Genomic DNA, 20,812 nt, shown 5'->3' with positions numbered 1-20,812 from the left:
CATGCCAGGCCTGGAGCTCATCGAGATCTACGTCTTCGTGCTCGCCGGGTTCGTGGGGTTCTTCACGATCACCCGCGTGCCCGCCCTCCTCCACACGCCGCTCATGTCGGCGACGAACGCCATCAGCGCGATCTCGCTCGTCGGCTCGCTCGTCATGGCGGGCGCGGACCGCGGCGCCCTCCCGACCGTCCTCGGGTTCATCGCGGTGACGAGCGCCACCATCAACGTCGTCGGCGGCTTCATCATCACCGACCGCATGCTCAAGATGTTCAAGCGGGCCGACCGCGGGGGGCCGCGCAAGTGAGCCCCCGCACCGTCTTCATCGAGGCCGCCTACCTCCTCGCCTCGATCCTCTTCATCCTCGGCCTGCGCAGCCTCACCCTCCCCGATCGCGCCCGGCGCGGCATGCAGCTCGCCGCGCTCGGCATGCTCGTCGCGATCGTGGGCACGCTCGTGAACCACGAGATCGTGCGCTACGAGTGGATCATCGCCGGGCTCGTGCTCGGCTCGCTCGTCGGCTACCCGCTCGGCGTCTACGTGCCCATGACCGCGATGCCGCAGCGGATCGCGATCTCCCACATGTTCGGGGCCGTCGCGGCCACGCTCGTCGGCGTCGCGGAGTACTGGCACCTCGGCAACGGGGCGGAGGTCTCGCGGTCCGTCATGGCCGCGCTGGGCTTCGAGGTGCTGTTCGGCGCGCTCACCATCACCGGCAGCTTCATGGCGTTCGGGAAGCTCCAGGAGCTGCTCCCCTCCCGGCCGGTGACGTTCAAGGGCCAGAACCTCGTCTCGATCGGCATGTTCGCCGCGGCCGCCGCGCTGTTCGCCTGGCTCGTCGCCGACCCGGCGAACCCGGGCGCGTTCTACGCGATGGTCGTGCTCGGCCTCGTCTTCGGCGTCTCCCTGGTGCTGCCCATCGGCGGCGCCGACATGCCGGTCGTCATCTCGCTCCTCAACTCGTACGCCGGCCTCGCCTCCTCGGCGACGGGGTTCGCCATCGGCAACAACGTCCTCATCATCGCGGGGGCGCTCGACGGCGCCTCCGGCTTCATCCTCTCCATCATCATGAGCCGGGCGATGAACCGGTCGTTCGCGAACGTGCTCTTCGGCGCGTTCGGCGCCGCCCCCGAGGCCGCGCAGAAGACCGCGCAGGGGCTCACCGTCCACGCGATCACCCCCGAGGACGCCGCCATCCAGCTCGCCTACGCCCGGCTCGTCATCGTGGTGCCGGGCTACGGCATGGCCGTCGCGCAGGCGCAGCACCAGGTCCGCGAGCTCGCGGCGCTCATCGAGAAGAACGGCGGGACGGTGCTCTACGCCATCCACCCGGTCGCCGGCCGCATGCCCGGCCACATGAACGTGCTGCTCGCCGAGGCGGACATCCCCTACGAGAAGCTGAAGGAGATGGACGAGATCAACGACGAGTTCAAGAACGCCGACGTGGCGCTCGTGATCGGCGCGAACGACGTCGTGAACCCCGCCGCCCGCACGGACAAGGCCTCGCCCATCTACGGGATGCCCATCCTGAACGTCGACGAGGCGAAGCAGGTCATCGTGATGAAGCGCTCGATGAACCCCGGCTTCGCCGGCATCGAGAACGAGCTCTTCTACCGGGAGAACACCGCGATGCTCTTCGGCGACGCGAAGGCGTCGCTCGCGAAGCTCGTGCACGAGATCAAGCAGGCGTGAGCCCTCTTCCGCGGCCGTCGTGAAGAGAAGCTGGATGACGCATGCGGGAATTTGCCGTTTCCTCGCGCGGCGGTCCGGCGCACATTACCTCCCGTTCCCCGGAGCGCTCCTCGCGGAGCCGTCGAAAGGAAGCCCGATGTCGAAGACCCCCGCCTACGCCGCCCCCTCCCCCGGAGCGCCGCTCGCTCCCTTCACCGTCGAGCGCCGCGACCCGGGGCCGCACGACGTGCTCATCGACATCCTGTACTGCGGGGTCTGCCACTCCGACATCCACCAGGCGCGCGACGAGTGGGGCGGCGGGATCTTCCCCATGGTGCCGGGCCACGAGATCATCGGCCGCGTCCGCCAGGTCGGGAAGGCCGTGACGAGGCTCGCGCCGGGCGACGTCGCGGGCGTGGGGTGCATGGTCGACTCCTGCCGCGAGTGCGATCCCTGCCGGCACGACAGCGAGCAGTTCTGCGAGAAGGGCGCCGCCTTCACCTACAACGGGACGGAGATGGACCGGCGCACGCGGACGTACGGCGGCTACTCGACGCGCGTCGTCGTCGACGAGCGGTTCGTCCTGAAGGTCCCGGCCAGCCTCGATCCGGCCGGCGCCGCGCCGCTCCTCTGCGCCGGCATCACCACCTACTCCCCGCTGCGCCAGTGGAACTGCAAGCCCGGCGACCGCGTCGCCGTGGTCGGCCTCGGCGGCCTGGGCCACATGGCCGTCAAGCTCGCGGCCTCCATGGGCGCCGAGGTCACGATGCTGAGCACGTCCGCCTCGAAGGAGGCGGACGCGCGCCGGCTGGGCGCGCACGGGTTCGCGTCCACCAAGGACGCCTCCACGTTCTCCAGGCTCGCGGGCCGCTTCGACCTCATCGTGGACACCATCTCGGCGCCGCACGACTACAACGCGTACCTCGGCCTCTTGCGCCCGAAGGGCGCCATGGTGCTGCTCGGCGTGCCCCCCGAGCCGACCCCCGTCGCCGCCTTCTCCCTCATCTCCGGGAACAAGCGGCTCGCCGGATCGCTCATCGGCGGCATCGCGGAGACCCAGGAGATGCTCGACTACTGCGCCGCGCACGGCATCGTCTCGGACGTCGAGATCATCCCGATCCAGAAGATCAACGAGGCGTACGATCGCATGATGCGCGGCGACGTCCGCTACCGGTTCGTCATCGACGTCTCGAGCCTCGAGCGCGCTTGAGCCGACCCACCCGGGGGTGAGCCGTGGCGGCTGCGCAGCCGCCACGGACCCACCCCGGGCGCGGCCGACGCGCGGCGCTCGGCCAATCCCGTCACGCGTGCGGCCGCTTCTCGGTGGCGCGCGCCCCGGCGCCGGCCTGCGGCGCGGTCGCGACGCCGAGCTGGCGCATGAGCCCGAGCGCGTCCCACTGGGTCCACTCCTCGACGAGCTTCGCGCCCTTGAACTTCCCCACCGTGATCCCCTCGACCGTGCAGCGCGTCCCGGTGGGCTCGATGCCCATGAGCGCCGCGCGGTGCGTTCCCGTCATGCGCCACCGCGTGATCACCGTGTCGTGATCCGCGAAGGAGCCGAGGATCGTCGGGGCCATGTCGGGGAAGGCGTCCCGGTACTGGCGGCACAGCTCGCGCGTCTTCTCGAGATCGGTGTCTCCGGCCAGCGGATCGTGGCTCCGGTACTTGGGGTCGCAGAGCTCGTCGAAGATGCCGAAGTTCCCCTTCCCCCAGGCCTCCTCGAACATCCTGCGGTGAGACTGCTTGATGTCCACGGCCATGACTCGCTCCCTTCCACCTCCCCTGAAGACCTTCGAGGGGGAGGCGGGACTGACGTAGGCAACGGCCCGGTGGGGCGCGCGGTCAACGCTCGCTGACCCCCGAGATCACGGGGCGGTGGAGCCCAGCCGTCGGGGGCACGGCGGATGGACGCCGGTCCCGCGCGGGCGCCGCCCCGCCCGGCTGCTTCACGGCGCGCCCCTCGCGCAGCACCTGACGGAGCCGGCCGCGCCTGCCGCGTGGGCCTCGTCGTCCTCCACACGCAGCACTAAGAAAAGGTTTGCCACGGTCCGCCGCCTCGTTCGCGGCGCGAGGGAGAGAGAGATGGATCTCGAGAAGGAGGTCGCCGAGCTTCGCCGCTGGTTCGAGAGCCCCCGCTTCGCGGGCATCAAGCGGATCCACTCGGCGCGCGAGGTGATCGAGCAGCGGGGCACCATCCGGCCGGACTACACGGTGGCCCGGTCCGCCGCCGAGGCCTTCCACGCGCGCCTGCGCGAGCTGTTCGAGCAGAGGCGGTGCATCACCACCTTCGGCCCGTACTCGCCCGGGCAGGCGGTGGCGATGAAGAAGATGGGGATCGAGGGCATCTACCTCGGCGGCTGGGCCACCTCCGCGAAGGGCTCCTCGCACGAGGACCCCGGCCCCGACCTCGCGAGCTATCCGCTGAGCCAGGTCCCCGACGAGGCGGCGCCGATCGTCCGCGCCCTGCTCACCGCCGACAGGAACCAGCTCCACGCCCGCGCGCGCATGACCGAGGAGCAGCGCAGGGCGACGGCGGCGGTGGACTTCCGGCCCTTCATCATCGCGGACGCCGACACCGGCCACGGCGGTGACGCGCACGTGCGCAACCTCATCCGGCGCTTCGTCGAGGTGGGCGTGCCGGGCTACCACATCGAGGATCAGAAGCCGGGCGTGAAGAAGTGCGGCCACCAGGGCGGCAAGGTGCTCGTCTCCGAGGACGAGCAGCTGAAGCGCCTCTCCGCGGCCCGCTTCCAGCTCGACATCATGGGCGTGCCGGGCATCCTCGTCGCCCGCACCGACGCCGAGTCGGCCACCCTGCTCGACGGGCGCGGCGACGACCGGGACCAGCCGTTCATCCTCGGCGCCAGGAACCTCGCGCTGCCCACCTTCAAGGCCGCCTTCCTCGCCATCCTGCGGCAGTTCCAGCGGGCCGGCGTGGAGGAGCTCTCCGGCCACGAGCTCTACGCGCTCTGCGAGGAGGAGCTCGCGGCCGCCGACGCCTGGCTCGAGCGGACCGGGTTCGCGAAGGGGATCGCCGCCGCGGCCGCAGGCTACCTCCGGGGAGCGATCCGCTCCGTGGACGCCGCGCTCGACGAGGTCTTCGACGCGTTCGTCGACGCCTGGCAGCAGGAGGCGGGCATCTCCACCTACGCCCAGGCGGTGGGCGAGGCGATCGCCTTCCGCGAGAACGAGGGCGACCCGCCGGCGATGAGCAAGGCCGACTGGCTCGCGTTCGCCGAGCGCGCCCCGTTCTACCGGGCGCGGGAGCGGGCGCGCTCGATCGGCCTCGACGTCACCTGGGACTGCGAGCACGCGAAGACCCCCGACGGCTACTACCAGGTGCGCGGCGGCCTCGACTACGCGATCGCCAAGTCGCTGGCCGCGGCGCCGTTCGCGGACCTGCTCTGGATGGAGACCAAGACGGCCGACCTGCACGACGCGAGGCGGTTCGCGGACGCCATCCACGCCGCCTTCCCCGACAAGATGCTCGCCTACAACCTCTCCCCGTCCTTCAACTGGGACACCACCGGGATGGACGACGAGCAGATGCGGCGCTTCCCCGAGGAGCTCGGGAAGCTGGGGTTCGTGTTCAACTTCATCACCTACGGCGGGCACCAGATCGACGGCCTCGCCGCGGAGGAGTTCGCGAGCGCGCTCCGCCAGGACGGCATGCTCGCGCTGGCGCGCCTGCAGCGGAAGTTCCGCCTGCTCGAGTCGGGCTACCGCACGCCGCAGACGCTGGTGGGCGGGCCGCGCGCCGACGCCGGGCTCATGTCGATCTCGGGCCGCACCGCCACCACCAAGGCGATGGGCCAGGGCTCGACGCAGGTCCAGCACCTCGTGCAGACCGAGGTGCCGCCCAAGCTGCTCGAGGAGTGGCTCGACGCGTGGCGCGAGCACCACGGGGTGCAGGGCAAGCTGCGCGTCGCCCTCCGGCCGCACACCGCGGAGTCCGATCTGCTCGAGCTCGCGCTCGTCTCGGCGGACGGGGAGAAGAAGCTCGACGTGATCTTCGCGAGCATCCACGACCGGCGCGGGCGCAGCATCCTGTCGGTGCGCGACCAGAACAACTTCGATCTCGGCCTGCGCAAGAAGCGGCTGATGACGCTCGTGCTCCTGTTCCTGTTCCACCGCTACAAGGTGGACTCGGTGCACTTCGTGACGCCCACCGAGGACAACCAGCGCCAGGCGGAGGGCATGAGGGCGCAGGGGCTGTTCGGCACGGTCGTGCAGGAGGTCGGCGAGATCATCGTCGCCGACGTGAACAAGGCGCGGGTGAAGGAGCTGCTCGCGCCGGACCGGGCGGCGCTCAAGGCGCTCATCGCGAGGCGATAGGCGGGAGACCGGGCGAGCGCCCGTTCCGGATCGAAACGGCTTCCCCTCCCGGATCGGAACGGTCGCACGGGTTCGGAACGGTTCCGGCGCGGCCGCGTGTCGCGATCCGGCGCCGGACCCGCGATCTCGCCGGCGAGCGGGGCGTGGCACGACGCGCGCAATGGCGTCGTCCCGTCTCACTCACGACGAACGACGAAAGGCCCGGTGACGAAGATGACCGTTCAGAATGCCCAGCAGTCCGCTCGCGTCCGCTCCAGCCTCCTCCGCAGGATCTCCTTCGCCCTCGCAGCGCTCGCGCTCGCGGGCTCCGCCGCGGCGGACGTCACGTTCAATCCCGCGACCGGCCAGGGCTTCGTGGGGAAGGGCGACGTGCAGACCCCCTTCGCCTGGAACAACGCCATGCTCCAGTCGTACGCCAACGCCATCGCGTTCAGCTACGAGTCCGAGGCGGTCTACGACGTGACCTGCGAGAAGGAGGGGAAGAAGACCACCCTGACCAAGCAATTCAAGCGGAGCCGCGCCTCGGAGCTGAGCATCCAGTTCGAGACCCGCAACAACAAGAAGCAGGTGACCGGCTTCTTCCTCATCGGCTACGGCGACGAGGTCGAGAGCACCGTCGACGGCAGCGACATCTGCCCGGCCTCGGACAACGACATCGCCTGGGTGGAGGTGCCCGGAACCCGCGTGACGCTCTCCACGACGCCGGCCCGTCTCTACGTGACGTTCGGCGCGTCCCGGGCCCTGCTGTACTGAACGTCGGTTCGTGATTCGCGATCACCTTCGGTGATGAATCACGCTGGTCCCCTGCGCCGCCGCGAGCGGCGTCGCCCCAGCGGGCTCGCTGCACTCGCCGCCGCGCCTTCGCTCGACGCCGCCCCGGCCCGCCAGGCCGGGGCGGCGCTGCGTTCGCCGCGGGCCTCGAGGCCTCCGGCCCAGCTCAGCACGGGCCGAGCAGGCGTTCGCGCAGCCGCGCGACCTCGGCCGCGAGGGAGCCCAGCTCCCTCCCCGCCAGCAGCGCGTCCTCGAGCGCCGCGGCCGCTTCCGAGAGCGCGGGGAGCCCGAACGTCCCGGCGGTCCCCCGCAGCCGATGGGCGAGCCGACCCGCCGCGTCCGCCTCACCCGCGGCCACCTTCGCCTCGAGCTCCTGGGCCACGGCGTCGAGCGAGGAGACGAAGCCGGCGCGCAGCGACGCGACGTCCACGCGCGCGGCGGCGGGACGAGGAGGCGGCGCAGCCGGCTCCGCCGGCTTCTCCGGGAGAGCTCGCGGCGGCGCCGCTCGCTCCCAGATGGCCAGCACCTCGGCCGCGAGCGCCAGCGGATCGAAGGGCTTCGTCACGACGCCCGCCGCACCCATCGCGCCGTAGGCTGCCACCTCCCCCGGCTGCACGCGCGCCGTGAGGAACACCACCACCGGTGCCTGCGTCCCCGCGCACGCGCGCAGCGCGGCCAGCGTCGCCGGACCGTCGGTGCCCGGCATCATCACGTCGAGCAGGATCAGGTCGGGGCGGAGCTCGTCGAGGCGAGCGATGGCATCCGTCCCGCTCGCGCACTCCGCCACCTCGAAGCCGCCCACCGCCTCGAGCGCGATCCGCGCGACCGTTCGGATGTCGCGCTCGTCGTCGACGACGAGCACCCTGCGGAGCGGCCGCGCGGCGCTCACGTGGCCTCCGCGGTCGCGGCGCGCACCGCCGCTGGCTCCGCCGGGAGCTCCACGAAGAACGTGGTGCCCTCCCCGGCGGCGGAGACGTAGTCGATCCGGCCGCGCATGCGCTCCACGAGGGACCTCGCGATGGAGAGCCCGAGCCCGGTCCCCTCGCGCGCGCGGGTGCTCGACGCGTCGGACTGCGAGAAGCGCTCGAAGATGTGCTCCCGGAACGCCTCGGGGATGCCGGGGCCGCGGTCCCGCACCTCGATGCGGACGGTCCCCGCGCCGACGTCGACGGCGCGGACCTCGACGCGGCCGCCCGGGGGCGAGTACTTGCACGCGTTCGACAGGAGGTTCGACATGATCTGCTGGAACCGGTGGCGATCCACCGAGACGACGATCGGGGGGAGCGCACCGACCGTCGCGATCTCCACCTGCAGCCGCTGCGCGAACGCCTGGTTCAGCGCCACGGCCTCTCTCAGGAGCTCCGGGACGGGCGCCGGCTCGAACCTGAACTGCATCGCGCCGGACTCGATCTTCTGCACGTCGAGGAGGTCGTTGATGAGGCGCGACAGACGCTCGCCGTTCTCGTCGGCGATCGTGACGAGCTGGCGCTGCTTCTCGTCGAGCGCGCCGACGACCCCGCCGCGGAGGAGCCCGAGCGCGCCACGGACCGCGGTGAGCGGCGTCCGGAGCTCGTGGCTCACGACCGAGACGAACTCGCTCTTCATGCGCTCGATCTTCCGCCGCTCCGTGAGGTCGCGCACGAGGCCGACGAAGACCGGACGACCCCGCAGCCGCACCTCGCTCACGGACAGCTCCATCGGGAACGGGTCGCCGCTGCGGCGAAGGCCCTCGACCTCGCGGCCGCTCCCGATCACCTTGCGCTCGCCCGTCTCGAGGTACCGTCGAACGTAGCCGTCGTGGTGCGAGCGATCGGGCTCCGGCATGAGGCACGAGACGCTCCGCCCGAGGACCTCCGCGGCGCGCCACCCGAAGATCCGCTCCGCGCCGTGGCTGAACGACTCGATCCGGCCGTGCTCGTCGATGGTGACGAGCCCGTCGAGCATGTGATCCACGATCTCCCGGAGGCGCGACTCCGCGAACTCGAGCTCGAGGGTGCGCTCCGCCACCCGCGCCTCCAGCGACCCCTGCGCCGCGCGCAGGCCGTCCACCATGTGCTGGAGTGTCCGGGCGAGCTGGGCGGGCTCGTCCTCGCCCACGGTCTCGAAGCGCACGTCGTCGCTGCGCCCGCGCTGGACCGCGTCGGCCGCGAGGGAGAGGCGTCGAAGCGGAGCCAGGAGCCGGCGCGCCGAGATCCACGAGGCCGCGCCCGCCAGGACGAGGACGACCGCGCCGCCGATCGCGTACATGAGCGCGAGCCGGGAGAGCGGCGCGAGCGCCGTCGCGCGCTCCGTCTGGACCGAGACCGTCATGTCGAGCGGCAGCGCGAGGCCGGCCGTCCCCAGCGCGACGGCCACCTCCAGGGGATCGCCCGGGCGCGGCGGACCGGGGGCGACGATCTCGTTCAGCCGGTCGCCGCTCGTGACGCGCAGCGCGGCGACGTGGCCCGCCGGCAGCATGCGCGCAGCCCGCCCGAACACCGCCGAGATCGGCAGCTCCAGCACGAGCGCCCCCTCGGGCAGGCGGGTCGCGGGGTACACCACCGGATATGCGAGGACGAGCGTGGGCTCGCCGTGCTCGCCCTCGTCGAGCATGCCGGCGTGCTCCACGCCTCGCTCGACGAGGGCGCTCCACCACGGGCGACCGCCGAACCGCCCCGTCAGCTCGGCGCTCGAGGCGATGACCTTCCCGGTGTGGTCGGCGAGCCCGAGGCGATACGGCGTCACGTCCAGCGGGGCCGGGAGGCGATGGTCCCGAAGGAAGGGCTGGAGATAGCTCGCCCTCCCCGCGGAGTCGACGAGCCCGTTCGCGACGAGCGGGCTCCGCGCCAGCCCCGCGACGTCCGACTGCACTGCGAGCAGATAGCCCTCGAACCGCTGCGCGACGAGCGTCGCCTCGCTGGTGAGCGACGCCCGGACCCCGTCGACGACCACGGCGCGCGTGACGAGGAACGCGAGGGCCCCCGTGACCACGACGAACGAGGCCGCCAGCGCAGCGCCCAGGATCACGATGCGGTTCGCGATGCTCCGCCGGATCCAGCGCGCCGCGCGAGCGGTGACGCCGAGACGCTCCGTGGCGGTCCTGCGAAGGCGACCGGACGCGCTCATCTGACGGGCCCGTCCGAGCGCACGAGGGCGCCATCGGGCGCGAAGCGGGCGAGGAAGACGTCCCCCGGCCCGAGGGCCTCGTGACGGGTGGCCGTGAAGGGGTGGCGGTACGTCTTCACGAGGCCGTCGTACTCTCCGAGCTGCTCGAGGGCCCTGCGTATGGCTTTCCGGTCGGTGCTGCCCGCCCGGTCGATGGCCCTCGCGAGCAGGTGGACGAGGTCGTACGCGTGCGCGACGCCGACCGGGGCCTCCACCGCGCGCGGCCCGTGGACGCCGAACTCGTCGCGCAGCGCCCGCAGGACCCGCCGCGCGTTCGGATCGCGGGCGCCGACGAAGCTGTACGTCTGCACGACGTGGAGGGACACCTGCTGCAGCGCATCGCCCGCGAGCCTGGTGAACTGCCCGCCCGTGAGGCCCCAGTGGCAGAACAGGGGACGCCGCTCGTCCGGCGGGAGGCCCGCCATCTCCTTCACCAGGATCGAGCCCTCCCCCTCGTTCGCGACGAGCACGACCGCCTCCGCCCCGGCCGCGAGCAGCGTGCGGTATGGCGCCTTCAGCGAGGCGTCGCCCCAGTTGTACCAGGCGGTCGCGACCAGCGAGGACCGCCGGCTTCGCTGCGTGTACCGCTCGGCCGCGGCCAGCGAGCTGCGGCCCCAGCTGGTGTTCGGGAGGACGAGCCCGACGCGTTTGAGCCCCTGCCGCTCGATGCCTCGGAACAGCGCCTCCATGGCCCAGGTGTCGTTGAGCGACAGCCGGAACACGTAGTTGGGCGTGCGGCCGTTGTGGACGATCGCGTCCGAGGCGGACCAGGCCGCGAGGAGCGGGATGCCGAGCTCGTGGACGACCGGGATGAGCTCCTCCACGACGGGGCTGAACTTTCCCGTCATCACGGCGACCACGTCCGGGTTGGCCGCCACCTCCCTCACGTTCTCGATCGCGCGCGACGGGACCGAGCGGTTGTCCCGGGTGACGAGCTCGAGCGGACGTCCGTCCAGCACGCCGCCCTTCGCGTTGACCTCGGCCGCGGCGATGAGCGCGCCCCTGCGGATTGCCTCGGCGGAGGTGCTCGTCGCGTGCCCGAACTCGAGATCGAGGGCGAGGAGCACGGGGCGCGTCGAGGGGCCGCCCGCTCCGTGGCCGGGCGTCGTCGCGAGGGCGAGCAGCAACGCCACCACGCGATGCAGAGGAACCATGGCCTGCCTCTGCGCGGGCGAGGTCCCCGCGTCATCGCCACTCTACGCGCCAGGGCGCGCTCGAGCGCGCCAATCCTGGGAACCGGACGGAGTGGGCCGAAGGGGCGGCCACGGCGGACCCGGTCTCCGCGACGGTGACTCCGCGGCATTCAGCGCGGTGGCGGACGCCGGGGCGCCGTGCTGGAATGTCGGTGCGCCGGGGGCGGACCGATGGGCGAGGTTGAGCCGGTCAGGGTGTTCGTGGTCGACGACGACCCGCACCTCCGCGCGCTCGTCGGCGCGTGGCTCGAGGCCGCAGGCCTCTCCCCTGCCCTGGTGGACAGCGGCGAGAGCTGCCTGCTCGCGCTCGCGGACGAGACCCCCGCGGCGGTGCTGCTCGACCTGTCGATGCCGGGGCTCGGGGGGATCGCCACCCTCGAGCGCATCCGCGCCCACCACGCGCACGTGCCGGTCATCGTGCTCACGGCCGCGGCGGACGTCGCGACGATCGTCGAGACCATGCGCAAGGGGGCCTACGACTTCCTGTCGAAGCCCATCGAGCGGACGAAGCTCGTGACCACCGTCGTGAACGCGATCGAGAAGCACGCGATGGAGCTGCGCATCGCCTCGCTCGAGCGGGACGCGGCGGGCGCGATGCCGGGGTTCACCGGCGAGTCTCCGCCGATGCGCCGGCTCTACCACCTCATCGACCGGGTGGCTGCGACGGACATCTCGGTGTTCATCCACGGCGAGAGTGGAACGGGCAAGGAGCTCGTCGCGCGCGCCATCCACGCGCGGAGCGGGCGCGCCGAGGCTCCCTTCGTGGCGCTCAACTGCGCGGCCATCCCGGAGTCGCTCCAGGACTCGGAGCTGTTCGGCCACGAGAAGGGGGCGTTCACCGGGGCGGCCGCGCGCCGTCTCGGGAGCTTCGAGCAGGTGGCGGGCGGGTCCCTCTTCCTCGACGAGGTCGCCGAGCTCTCCCCGGCGACGCAGGCGAAGCTGCTGCGCGTGCTGCAGGAGCGGCGCCTGCAGCGCGTCGGCTCCTCGCAGGAGATCCCCGTCGATTTCCGGCTCATCTCGGCGACGCACCAGGATCTCGGCGCCGCGGCGCGCGCGGGGCGGTTCCGCGAGGACCTGTACTACCGGATCGTCGTGTTCGAGCTCGAGGTGCCGCCGCTGCGGCAGCGAGGGGACGACGTGGTGCTGCTCGCGCGACGGTTCCTGGCGCAGGCGGGCCGCGAGCTGCGGGGGCGCGAGGTGACGATCTCGGAGGAGGCCCTGGCGCGGCTGCGCGCGCACCGGTGGCCGGGGAACGTCCGCGAGTTGCAGAACGTCTGCCAGCGGGCGCTCGTCACGTGCGAGGACGGCGTCGTGCGCCCCGGGGATCTGCCGGGCGGGCTCGGGCTGCCCTCCGCGCCGAACGGCCCGAGCGAGGGCGCCGCGGCGCCGGCCGCGCTCTCCCCGAGCGCGGAAGAGCTCCCGACGACCTCGGCGCCTTCGACCCTCGCGAGGGCTCCCGCGGAGCCCCTCGGATCCGCCGGCGAGGACGCCGGGCTGTCGCTCGCGGGAATGGAGAAGCAGGCCATCGTCGAGGCGCTGCGGCAGTACGGGGGCAACCGGGCGCGCGCCTCGAAGCAGCTCGGCATCGGCCGGACCACGCTCTACCGGAAGCTGCGCGAGTACGGGATCGAGTGATCGCGGGGGCGAGACCGGCCGGTCGTCGCGAGCGCTCCCGTGCACCGTCATCGCCCCGTCGCCCTGGCGACGGCCGGCGTCACGGACCGTGACGCGCCCGGGCGTCGGGCCGTGACGAGGAGCCCGACGGCAAGCAGCGACAGGATCGCCGCGTGGTAGGCGAGGTCGGGCGCGGTGCGGGGGCCGACGCCGACGGCGATGGTGAACAGGCCCACGAGCGTCCCCAGGAGCGCGAACGCCTGGGCCGCGAGCCCGATCGCGCGCGTGCGCGGCGCGCTCGCGAAGGTGAGCGCGAGCGCCGCGAGCAGCACCCCGCCGATCACGCTCTCGGCCGTGCCCGCCTTCTGGTGCTCGTAGCCGCGGGCGAGCACGCCGAAGTGAACGAGCGCCGCGGCCACGAAGCTCGTGCCCTCGAGGACTAGGAGGAGTCGAATCCGTCTCATGATCGTGCCTCGCCCGGGAGTCTGGCGAGCGAGTGCGTCCCGCGCTTTTCGCGATGACGAAGTTTCATTGCGCGCGGCGGCGAGGAGTCCGCCGCGCGGCGCGCTCCCCGCCCCCGGCGGACGCGCCCGCGCCCCCGGGCGTGGCGCAGGCGCATGCCCTGCGGTCAGGTGCCGGGGAGCCGCCCGTGCGCTCACTCCGCGAGCGCCCCGGTGCGCTGCCCCTACGGCCCCCGCTCGAGCGCCGCAGAGTCGATGCGGTCGAGGCGCAGGTGGCGCTCCTCCCCGGTGCTCGAGTCGACGCAGTGGACGAGCGTGGTGTGCCTCTCCATCACCACCCCGACCACCCGCACGACCCGCTCGCCGACGCCGCCGTCCGCGCGCCGGTAGCGGACGCGCAAGGGCCGGCGCGTGAACCACGCCTCCTCGACCGCTGCGCGCACGGGCGCCGGAGCCGGCAGCGCGGGGACGCCCACGAACTTCAGCTCCGCCACCACCGAGAGCAGCTCGCGCTGCGCCGACACCGACAGCGCACCTCGAACCTTGTCGAGCGCGGCCTCGAGCGTCTCGCCGAAGGGGAGCAGCCGCATGGCGCTCGCGTAGGCGCCGAGCGCGACGAGCACGGCCGCCTCGCGCGCGTTGAGGTTGACGGGCGGCAGCGAGTAGTGCCGGTCGAGCGCGTACCCGCCGCCCCGGCCCTGCTCCGCGTGCAGCGGCAGGTCTCCCGCCCGCAGCGCGTCGAGGTCGCGGTAGACGGTGCGGACGGTGACGCCGAAGCGCTCGGCGATCCGCTGCGCGGTCACCCCGGTGCGGCGGCCGCGCAGGTACTCGGCGATGGCGAACAGGCGAGCTTGTCGCGTCACGGGGCCTCGACGTGAAACCTGACATAACGATGACACCCCCGGCGCGCATCTTATAGCCACGACGACGGATTCCTCCGTTCGTCCTTCCAAGGGAGACGAGGCGATGATGAGCGCGATCAACTGGTTCGAGCTGCCGGTCGAGGATCTGGAGCGGGCCCGGAGGTTCTACGAGACGGTGCTCGCCACCCCGCTCGGAGGTGGGGCCCGCGTGAACGACGGTGGCCTGCCGATGGCGTTCTTCCCGAGCTCCGACGGCGTCGGCGGCGCGCTCGTGAAGGACCCGCGCTTCAGGCCGGCCTCGGACGGGGCGGTGGTGTACCTGAACGCCGACGGCGTGCTCGACGCGTGCGTGCGGCGCGTCGAGGCGGCGGGCGGCAAGGTGCTCGTGCCGAAGACGGACATCGGCGAGCACGGCCACTTCGCGCTGCTGCTCGACACCGAGGGCAACCGCGTCGGCCTGCACGACCGGACCCGCCGCGCTCCCGAGCGGGCCTGACCCACGTCGGGCCGCGGCTTCGCGCGGGACGCCGCTCGGTGCCCGATCCCGGAACGCACGCCCCGGCGCCCGTCCGGCGCCGGGGTCTTGCGCCTCGAGAAGGTGAACCCGGCGGCGACCGGCTGAAGTGAAGCTCTCGAAGCCACGTGCGCGCCGGTGAATACGCGACCCGTCGTCTAGCGGTCCACCGTCCGCATGCGCTCCTCGTCGTAGCGCGGCCCCGACACCTTGTCCGGCGGCAGCGCCGCGTCGAGCTCGGCCAGCTCCGCGGGGGACAGGGAGAGCGCCGCAGCGGCGACGTTCTCCTCGAGGTAGCTGCGCCGCTTCGTCCCCGGGATGGGCACGACGTCGTCGCCCCTGCGCAGGAGCCACGCGAGCGCGAGCTGGCCGGGCGTCGCGCCCTTGCGCGCCGCGAGCGCTCGCACCGCGTCGGCGGCGCGGACGTTCGCGTCGAAGTTCGCGCCCTGGAAGCGCGGGTCGCGGCGCCTGAAGTCGGTCTCCGGGTACTCCTCCGCGCGCCGCACCGCGCCGGTGAGGAACCCCCGGCCGAGCGGGGAGAAGGGGACGAGGCCGATGCCCAGCTCGCGCAGGAGCGGGATGATCTCCGGCTCGAGGTTGCGCTCCCAGAGCGAGTACTCGCTCTGCAGCGCCGAGATGGGGTGGACCGCGTGGGCCCGGCGAAGGGTCCGCGCGCCCGCCTCGGAGAGCCCGAGGTAGCGCACCTTGCCTTGCCGCACCTGCTCCGCCATCGCCCCGACGACGTCCTCGATCGGCACCGCCGGATCGACCCGGTGCTGGTAGAGGAGATCGATCCGGTCGGTGCGCAGCCTGCGCAGCGAGGCCTCCACCACCTCCCGGACGTGCTCCGGCCGGCTGTCGAGGCCGACGCTCTGCCCGTCCTCGATCCGGAACCCGAACTTCGTGGCGATCACGGCGCCGTCCCGCCTCCCCGCGAGCGCACGCCCGAGCAGCTCCTCGTTCCGGAACGGCCCGTAGACCTCGGCGGTGTCGAAGAAGGTGACGCCGAGCTCGAGCGCGCGGTGGATCGTGGCGATGGACTCCGCCTCGTCCGCCGCGCCGTACGACTGGCTCATCCCCATGCAGCCCAGCCCGAGCGCCGACACCTCCAGCCCTTGCCGTCCCAGCCTCCGCCTCTCGAGCGCCATGCGTTCCCTCCTCCTGGTCCTGGCGTTCTTATGCCCGTGTTCCCCTTGACACCGGGCCCCGCATGCGCCAAATACGCATTCGGTGGCACCGAATATCAAATCAGCCCGTCGGGCACGAGAGATCGAGCACACCCGCCGCGACATCATCGACGCCGCGGCGCGGGTGTTCGCGCAGGCGGGGTTCCACGAGGCGACCATGCAGGCGATCGCCCGCGAGGTCGGCTTCACGGCGGCGTCGCTCTACACGTACTTCAAGAGCAAGGACGAGATCTACGAGGCGCTCGTGGACGAGTTCAGGGGCGCGTTCCTCGCGACCTTCGACGCCCACCTGCCCGCGGGACTCACCTTCGAGCAGCGGCTCGAGCTCCTCGTCCAGCGCCAGTTCGAGCTCGCCTTCGCGCGCCGCCAGGCGCTCCGCATCATCTTCGACCTGGGCCCCCGCCACCGCTGCCGCAACGACGAGGACGGCCCGCTTCCGCTCCTCCGCCGCATGACCGAGTTCCTCGCCGCGTCCGGGGCCAGGGAACACCTGCGCTTCCCGCCCGAGGAGGCGGCGCGCGTCCTCTTCGGCATCACCCAGGCGCTCTTCCTCCCCTGGATCGTCGCGGGCGCGGCCGCGGCGCCGGACCCGGCACGGGAAGCCGCGCACGCCGTCGAGCTCTTGTTGCGGGGGGCAGGCCGCCCGGCCGGCGGCTAGGGCCCCCACACTCGCTCCCACCGCAGCGCCTTGTCCGACCGGGCGCAGCGTGCTAAACGCCGCTTCAATTTGCCGAATGGAGATTCGGACGATGACTCGTACCCTCCCCCGTCTCGCCGTCCTCGCCGCCCTCACCCTCGCCTGCGGCCGCGGCGGCGGCGCCGCCCTCCCCGCCGCCGCGCCGAGCGACGCGCACCCCGACGCCATCGGCGTCCGGACCGTGAAGCCCCACGCCGGCTCCGCCCAGGTGACGCGCGCGACCGGCGAGCTGCGCGCGCGCCACGAGGCCGTGCTCTCCGCCGAGACCTCCGGCCGCATCCAGCGCTTCCTCGTGGACGTCGGGTCCCGGGTGAAGAAGGGCGACGTGCTCGCCGAGCTCGACGCCTCGACGGCGCGCATCCAGGTGCAGCAGGCGGAGGCCGCGCGCGCGGCCGCCGCCGCGGCCCACAAGGGCGCCGAGTCCGATCTCCGCCGCGCGCGCGAGCTCGCCCGCGGCGACGCGGCCTCGCCCGCGGCGGTCGAGCGGGCGGAGACCGTGGAGCTGCAGACGGCCGCCGCGCTCCAGCAGGCGAGCGCCGCCGTCGCGGCCGCGCAGGACCAGCTCTCGAAGCACGTGCTCCGGGCGCCGTTCGACGGCGTCGTCACCGCGCGGACGAAGAGCGCGGGCGAGTTCGTCGCGATGGTGCCGCCGACCCCGGTGCTCGCGATGGTGGACCTCGGCTCGCTCGAGGTGCGCGCGGGCGTGCCGGAGGCGGTCGCGGACCTCCTCGCGCCCGGCGCCGAGCTCGCCGCCACGGTCAGCCCGTCGGGCAAGCCGTTCAAGGCGCGGATCCGCTCGGTGGGCGCGGTCGTCGAGGCGGGCACCCGCACCGTCGACGTGCGCGCCGACCCCATCGGCGGCCCGCTGAAGGAGCTCCGGGCGGGGGCCATCGTCGAGATCGCGCTCGGCGGGAGCGCCGCCGCCGAGGGGCTCTTCCTCCCCGCGGGCGCGGTGGCGGAGGAGGCCGGCGCGCAGTTCGTCTGGACGGTCGAGGCCGACAAGCTGAAGCGCCAGCCCGTCAAGGTCGAGAAGCTCGGGCCCGGCACGGTCCGCGTCCTGTCCGGCGTCGGTCCCGACGCGCTCGTCGTCGCCGAGAGCGGCGCGGCCCTGAAGGACGGCGCGTCCGTCCGCGTCCTCCAGTGATCCGACAGAGAGCCGAGGCACGCACGTGAGCCCCATCCGAACGTTCATCCGCCGCCCCATCTTCACGAGCATGCTCCTGCTCGCGGTGGTGGTGTTCGGCCTGTTCTCGTACCCGCGCATCGGCGTCGACCAGATGCCCGAGGTCGACTTCCCCATCGTCACCGTCACGACGATCCTGCCGGGCGCCGACCCCGAGACCGTCGAGGAGAACGTCTCCAAGCCGCTCGAGGAGGCGCTCAACACCATCTCCGGCCTCGACACCCTCCGCTCCCAGAACTTCGAGAGCGTCTCGATGGTCGTCCTGCGCTTCGAGCTCTCGAAGCCCGTCGACGTCGCCGCCCAGGACGTGCGCGACAAGGTGCAGGCGACCCTCTCCAAGCTGCCGAAGGAGATCGAGACGCCGGTCGTGCAGAAGCTCGACCTCGGCGCCATGCCGATCGTCCAGCTCGCCCTCTCCGGCCCGGTGCCCATCGAGGAGCTCACCCGCATCGCCGAGGACGAGCTGAAGCCCGGCCTCCAGCGGCTCCAGGGCGTGGGCTCCATCGACGTGGTCGGCGGGCGCGAGCGCGAGGTCAACGTGGTCGTCGACCCGGTCCGGCTCCGGTCCTACGGCCTCGCCGCGACCGACGTGTCCCAGGCGATCCGCGCCCAGAGCATCTCCGTCCCGGGCGGCCGCACGCTCGAGCCCGGCCAGGAGCGCGTGGTCAAGCTCGAGACCGAGGCCCGCTCGGTCGAGGAGATCCGCGATCTCGTCGTGGCGAGCCCCGGCAACCGGCCCATCCGCGTGCGCGACGTCGCGAACGTGGTGGACGGCCCCGGGGAGGCGCGCTCGGCGGCGACCCTCGACGGCCGCTCGGCGGTCGCGCTCGTCATCCGCAAGCAGTCGGGCGCGAACACCGTCGAGGTGGCCGAGCGCGTGAAGGGGGACCTCGCCGCGCTCACCCAGCGCCTCCCGGCGGGCTCCAAGCTCGAGATCGTCACCGACAACTCCAAGTTCATCCGCGGCTCCATCTCGGCGGTGCAGCACGACCTCGTCATCGGCGCGATCCTCGCCGTGCTCGTCGTGCTCGTGTTCCTGCGCGACTGGCGCGCCACCATCGTCTCCGCGCTGGCGCTGCCGACCTCGGTCATCGGCACCTTCGCCGTCATGCACGCGCTCGGCTTCACCTTCAACACGGTGACGATGCTCGCGCTGACCCTCTCGATCGGCCTCCTCATCGACGACGCCATCGTCGTCATCGAGAACATCGTCCGCCACCTCGAGAAGGGCGAGCGGCCGCGCGAGGCGGCGCTGAACGGGACCGGACAGATCGCGCTCGCCGTGCTCGCGGTGACCCTCTCGGTCATCGCGGTGTTCATCCCCGTGGCGTTCATGAAGGGGATGGTCGGCCGCTTCTTCTTCCAGTTCGGCGTGACGGTCGCGGTCGCGGTGGCCATCTCGTACTTCGTCTCGATGACGCTCACGCCGATGATGTCGGCGCGCATCCTGGCGAAGCACGGGCACGGCACGTCGCGGGTGGGCGCCGTGCTCGAGCGGTTCTTCACGGCCATCGAGCGCGGCTACCGCCGCACGCTCGAGTGGGCGCTCGCGCACCGCGCCGTCACCGTCGCGGCGGCGGTCGGCGTGCTCTTCGTGACGGTCGGCCTCGGCAAGTTCCTCCAGTTCACGTTCATCCCGTCGCAGGACCAGGGCGGCGTCACGGTGAGCGTGGAGCTCCCCGTCGGGACGCCGCTCGCGGAGACGCAGCGCGAGGCGGAGCGCATCGCCGGCCAGATCCGCGGCGTGCCCGGCGTCGTGAACGTCTTCTCCCTCGTCGGCGGCGGCGTGGACGAGGCGGTGAACAAGGCCGACCTCACGGTGAACCTCCTCCGGGTGAACGAGCGCCGCTACAGCCAGGAGGAGTTCAAGCAGCACCTCCGGCAGTCGCTCGCGGTGCCTCCGGGCACGGTGCTCTCCGTGGCCGACCAGCAGATGATGGCGGGCGGCGGCTCGCGCCCCCAGCCGGTGCAGTTCAACATCCGCTCGGACGACTGGGACGCGATCCTCGCGGCGGTGGAGAAGACCAAGGCCGCGATGCTGAAGAACCCCGGCCTCACCGACGTGGACACCACCTACCGCGCCGGGCGGCCCCTGCTCTCGGTGCAGGTGGACCGCGACCGGGCCGCCGCGGTGGGGCTCCCGGCGGCGGCCGTCGGCCAGACGCTGCGCGCGTTCCTCGGCCAGGACGCCTTCGGGACGTACCGCGAGAAGGGCAACCAGTACGACGTGAAGCTCCGGCTCCCGGACGAGACCCGCGCTGACCCGGACGCGATCGGCGCGCTCACCCTGCGCACGCCCAAGAACGAGCTCGTCGAGCTGCGCAGCGTGGCGCGGCTCCAGGGCGGCGAGGGCCCGTCGCAGATCGAGCGCCAGGCCCTGAAGCGCCAGGTGACGATGCTCGCGAACCTCAAGGGCTACTCGCTCGGCGAGGCGATCTCGTTCCTGAACGGGATCGCGAAGGAGTTCCCGCCGCAGGTGCAGACGGACTTCGAGGGCCAGGGCAAGGAGCTCGCGAACACCGGGCGCGAGTTCCTCATGGCGCTCCTGCTCGGGATCATCCTCATCTACATGATCCTCGCGGCGCAGTTCGAGAGCCTCCTCGACCCGGTCACCATCATGCTCTCCCTGCCGCTCGCGGTGATCGGCGCCATCGCGGCGCTGCTCCTCGCCCACGAGTTCATGTCGATGCTCGCCATGATCGGCATGATCATGCTCGCCGGCCTCGTGACGAAGAACGGCATCCTCATCGTGGAGTTCACGAACCAGCTCCGCGCCGAGGGCCGGACCACGCTCGAGGCGCTCCTCGAGGCGGGCCCGCTGCGGCTCCGCCCCATCCTCATGACGTCGATCGCGATGATCGCCGGCATGATCCCCGTCGCGTTCGCGCGCGGCGACGGCGCCGAGATGCGCACCGGCATGGCCTGGGCGATCATCGGCGGCCTCGCCGCCTCGACGGTCCTCACGCTCGTCGTGGTCCCGGTGGTGTACGCGCTCCTCGACGGCCTGCGCGGGCGGCTCGTCCGCGCCCTCCCGGCCGCGCCTCACGAGGAGGAGGAGACCGGGGACAAGGCCGCGTAGGACGAGGCACTCGCACGAAAGCGGGCTCCCCGGGATGACCCGGGGAGCCCGCTCGAGGCCCGGGCGCGCCTAAGAGGTTGATCATGATTCGCGAACAGGCGAG

17 protein-coding genes are annotated in these 20,812 nt (G+C 72.5%); 10 read left to right on the top strand and 7 right to left on the bottom strand.

The window, feature by feature from the left end; translation table 11 throughout:
- Position 1: 1 nt before the first annotated feature.
- The 3 genes from MNZ29_RS03195 (at position 2) to MNZ29_RS03185 (ending at position 2,878) form a co-directional block, all read left to right on the top strand.
- Positions 2–304 carry an NAD(P) transhydrogenase subunit alpha gene (locus MNZ29_RS03195; RefSeq protein ID WP_242334929.1) on the top strand — a complete coding sequence of 101 codons (303 nt, stop codon included), beginning with the start codon at positions 2–4 and terminating at the stop codon, positions 302–304.
- Positions 301–1,689 (top strand): NAD(P)(+) transhydrogenase (Re/Si-specific) subunit beta, encoded by a 1,389-nt coding sequence (locus MNZ29_RS03190; RefSeq protein ID WP_242334932.1) that lies wholly within the window; start codon positions 301–303, stop codon positions 1,687–1,689. The genes MNZ29_RS03195 and MNZ29_RS03190 overlap by 4 nt, the downstream gene beginning before the upstream one ends.
- Positions 1,690–1,825: 136 nt before the next feature.
- Entirely contained in the window at positions 1,826–2,878 is a 1,053-nt protein-coding gene (locus MNZ29_RS03185) for an NAD(P)-dependent alcohol dehydrogenase (protein WP_242352823.1), read from the top strand.
- 91 nt (positions 2,879–2,969) lie between these two features.
- Here the strand turns inward: MNZ29_RS03185 and MNZ29_RS03180 are convergent, their stop codons facing one another.
- Positions 2,970–3,428 (bottom strand): ester cyclase, encoded by a 459-nt coding sequence (locus tag MNZ29_RS03180; protein WP_242334937.1) that lies wholly within the window; start codon positions 3,426–3,428, stop codon positions 2,970–2,972.
- Positions 3,429–3,750: 322 nt separating this feature from the next.
- Between MNZ29_RS03180 and aceA the strand changes: the two genes are divergently transcribed.
- Together aceA and MNZ29_RS03170 are read left to right on the top strand one after the other, a co-directional pair.
- Positions 3,751–6,003 (top strand): isocitrate lyase ICL2, encoded by a 2,253-nt coding sequence (gene aceA / locus MNZ29_RS03175; RefSeq protein WP_242334940.1) that lies wholly within the window; start codon positions 3,751–3,753, stop codon positions 6,001–6,003.
- A gap of 204 nt (positions 6,004–6,207) precedes the next feature.
- On the top strand, positions 6,208–6,756 hold the full coding sequence (locus MNZ29_RS03170) for a hypothetical protein (protein WP_242352821.1): 549 nt from the start codon (positions 6,208–6,210) through the stop codon (positions 6,754–6,756).
- A 184-nt stretch (positions 6,757–6,940) separates the two neighbouring features.
- On the opposite strand, the gene MNZ29_RS24820 is transcribed toward MNZ29_RS03170, so the two are convergent.
- The 3 genes from MNZ29_RS24820 to MNZ29_RS03155 are packed head-to-tail and all read right to left on the bottom strand — an operon-like array spanning position 6,941 to position 11,072.
- On the bottom strand, positions 6,941–7,663 hold the full coding sequence (locus tag MNZ29_RS24820; RefSeq protein WP_242334946.1) for a response regulator: 723 nt from the start codon (positions 7,661–7,663) through the stop codon (positions 6,941–6,943).
- Positions 7,660–9,879 carry a cell wall metabolism sensor histidine kinase WalK gene (locus MNZ29_RS03160; protein WP_242334949.1) on the bottom strand — a complete coding sequence of 740 codons (2,220 nt, stop codon included), beginning with the start codon at positions 9,877–9,879 and terminating at the stop codon, positions 7,660–7,662. Before MNZ29_RS03160 ends, MNZ29_RS24820 begins: the two co-directional genes overlap by 4 nt.
- On the bottom strand, positions 9,876–11,072 hold the full coding sequence (locus MNZ29_RS03155) for an ABC transporter substrate-binding protein (protein WP_242334952.1): 1,197 nt from the start codon (positions 11,070–11,072) through the stop codon (positions 9,876–9,878). Before MNZ29_RS03155 ends, MNZ29_RS03160 begins: the two co-directional genes overlap by 4 nt.
- Positions 11,073–11,282: 210 nt before the next feature.
- Between MNZ29_RS03155 and MNZ29_RS03150 the strand changes: the two genes are divergently transcribed.
- On the top strand, positions 11,283–12,746 hold the full coding sequence (locus MNZ29_RS03150) for a sigma-54 dependent transcriptional regulator (protein ID WP_242352819.1): 1,464 nt from the start codon (positions 11,283–11,285) through the stop codon (positions 12,744–12,746).
- A gap of 47 nt (positions 12,747–12,793) precedes the next feature.
- On the opposite strand, the gene MNZ29_RS03145 is transcribed toward MNZ29_RS03150, so the two are convergent.
- Together MNZ29_RS03145 and MNZ29_RS03140 are read right to left on the bottom strand one after the other, a co-directional pair.
- Positions 12,794–13,189, bottom strand: a complete 396-nt coding sequence (locus MNZ29_RS03145) for a hypothetical protein (protein WP_242334960.1) — start codon at positions 13,187–13,189, stop codon at positions 12,794–12,796.
- Positions 13,190–13,410: 221 nt separating this feature from the next.
- Positions 13,411–14,049 (bottom strand): YafY family protein, encoded by a 639-nt coding sequence (locus tag MNZ29_RS03140; RefSeq protein WP_242334965.1) that lies wholly within the window; start codon positions 14,047–14,049, stop codon positions 13,411–13,413.
- A 106-nt stretch (positions 14,050–14,155) separates the two neighbouring features.
- Between MNZ29_RS03140 and MNZ29_RS03135 the strand changes: the two genes are divergently transcribed.
- The gene (locus MNZ29_RS03135; protein ID WP_242352817.1) at positions 14,156–14,545 is read left to right on the top strand and encodes a VOC family protein; all 390 of its coding nucleotides are present in this window, start codon (positions 14,156–14,158) and stop codon (positions 14,543–14,545) included.
- A gap of 176 nt (positions 14,546–14,721) precedes the next feature.
- Here the strand turns inward: MNZ29_RS03135 and MNZ29_RS03130 are convergent, their stop codons facing one another.
- The gene (locus tag MNZ29_RS03130) at positions 14,722–15,711 is read right to left on the bottom strand and encodes an aldo/keto reductase (RefSeq protein ID WP_242334971.1); all 990 of its coding nucleotides are present in this window, start codon (positions 15,709–15,711) and stop codon (positions 14,722–14,724) included.
- A gap of 82 nt (positions 15,712–15,793) precedes the next feature.
- On the opposite strand from MNZ29_RS03130, the gene MNZ29_RS03125 reads away from it, so the two are divergent.
- From MNZ29_RS03125 to MNZ29_RS03115, 3 genes are all read left to right on the top strand, one after another.
- Positions 15,794–16,408, top strand: a complete 615-nt coding sequence (locus MNZ29_RS03125; RefSeq protein ID WP_242352815.1) for a TetR/AcrR family transcriptional regulator — start codon at positions 15,794–15,796, stop codon at positions 16,406–16,408.
- A 91-nt stretch (positions 16,409–16,499) separates the two neighbouring features.
- On the top strand, positions 16,500–17,591 hold the full coding sequence (locus MNZ29_RS03120; protein WP_242352814.1) for an efflux RND transporter periplasmic adaptor subunit: 1,092 nt from the start codon (positions 16,500–16,502) through the stop codon (positions 17,589–17,591).
- Positions 17,592–17,616: 25 nt separating this feature from the next.
- The gene (locus tag MNZ29_RS03115; RefSeq protein WP_242334981.1) at positions 17,617–20,709 is read left to right on the top strand and encodes an efflux RND transporter permease subunit; all 3,093 of its coding nucleotides are present in this window, start codon (positions 17,617–17,619) and stop codon (positions 20,707–20,709) included.
- Positions 20,710–20,812 lie beyond the last annotated feature (103 nt).

The sequence above is a fragment of the Anaeromyxobacter sp. SG64 genome (assembly GCF_022690745.1).
Classification (GTDB): Bacteria; Myxococcota; Myxococcia; order Myxococcales; family Anaeromyxobacteraceae; genus Anaeromyxobacter; species Anaeromyxobacter soli.
Note: the sequence above shows the minus strand (reverse complement) of the source record. Positions and strands in the feature narration are given on the sequence as shown.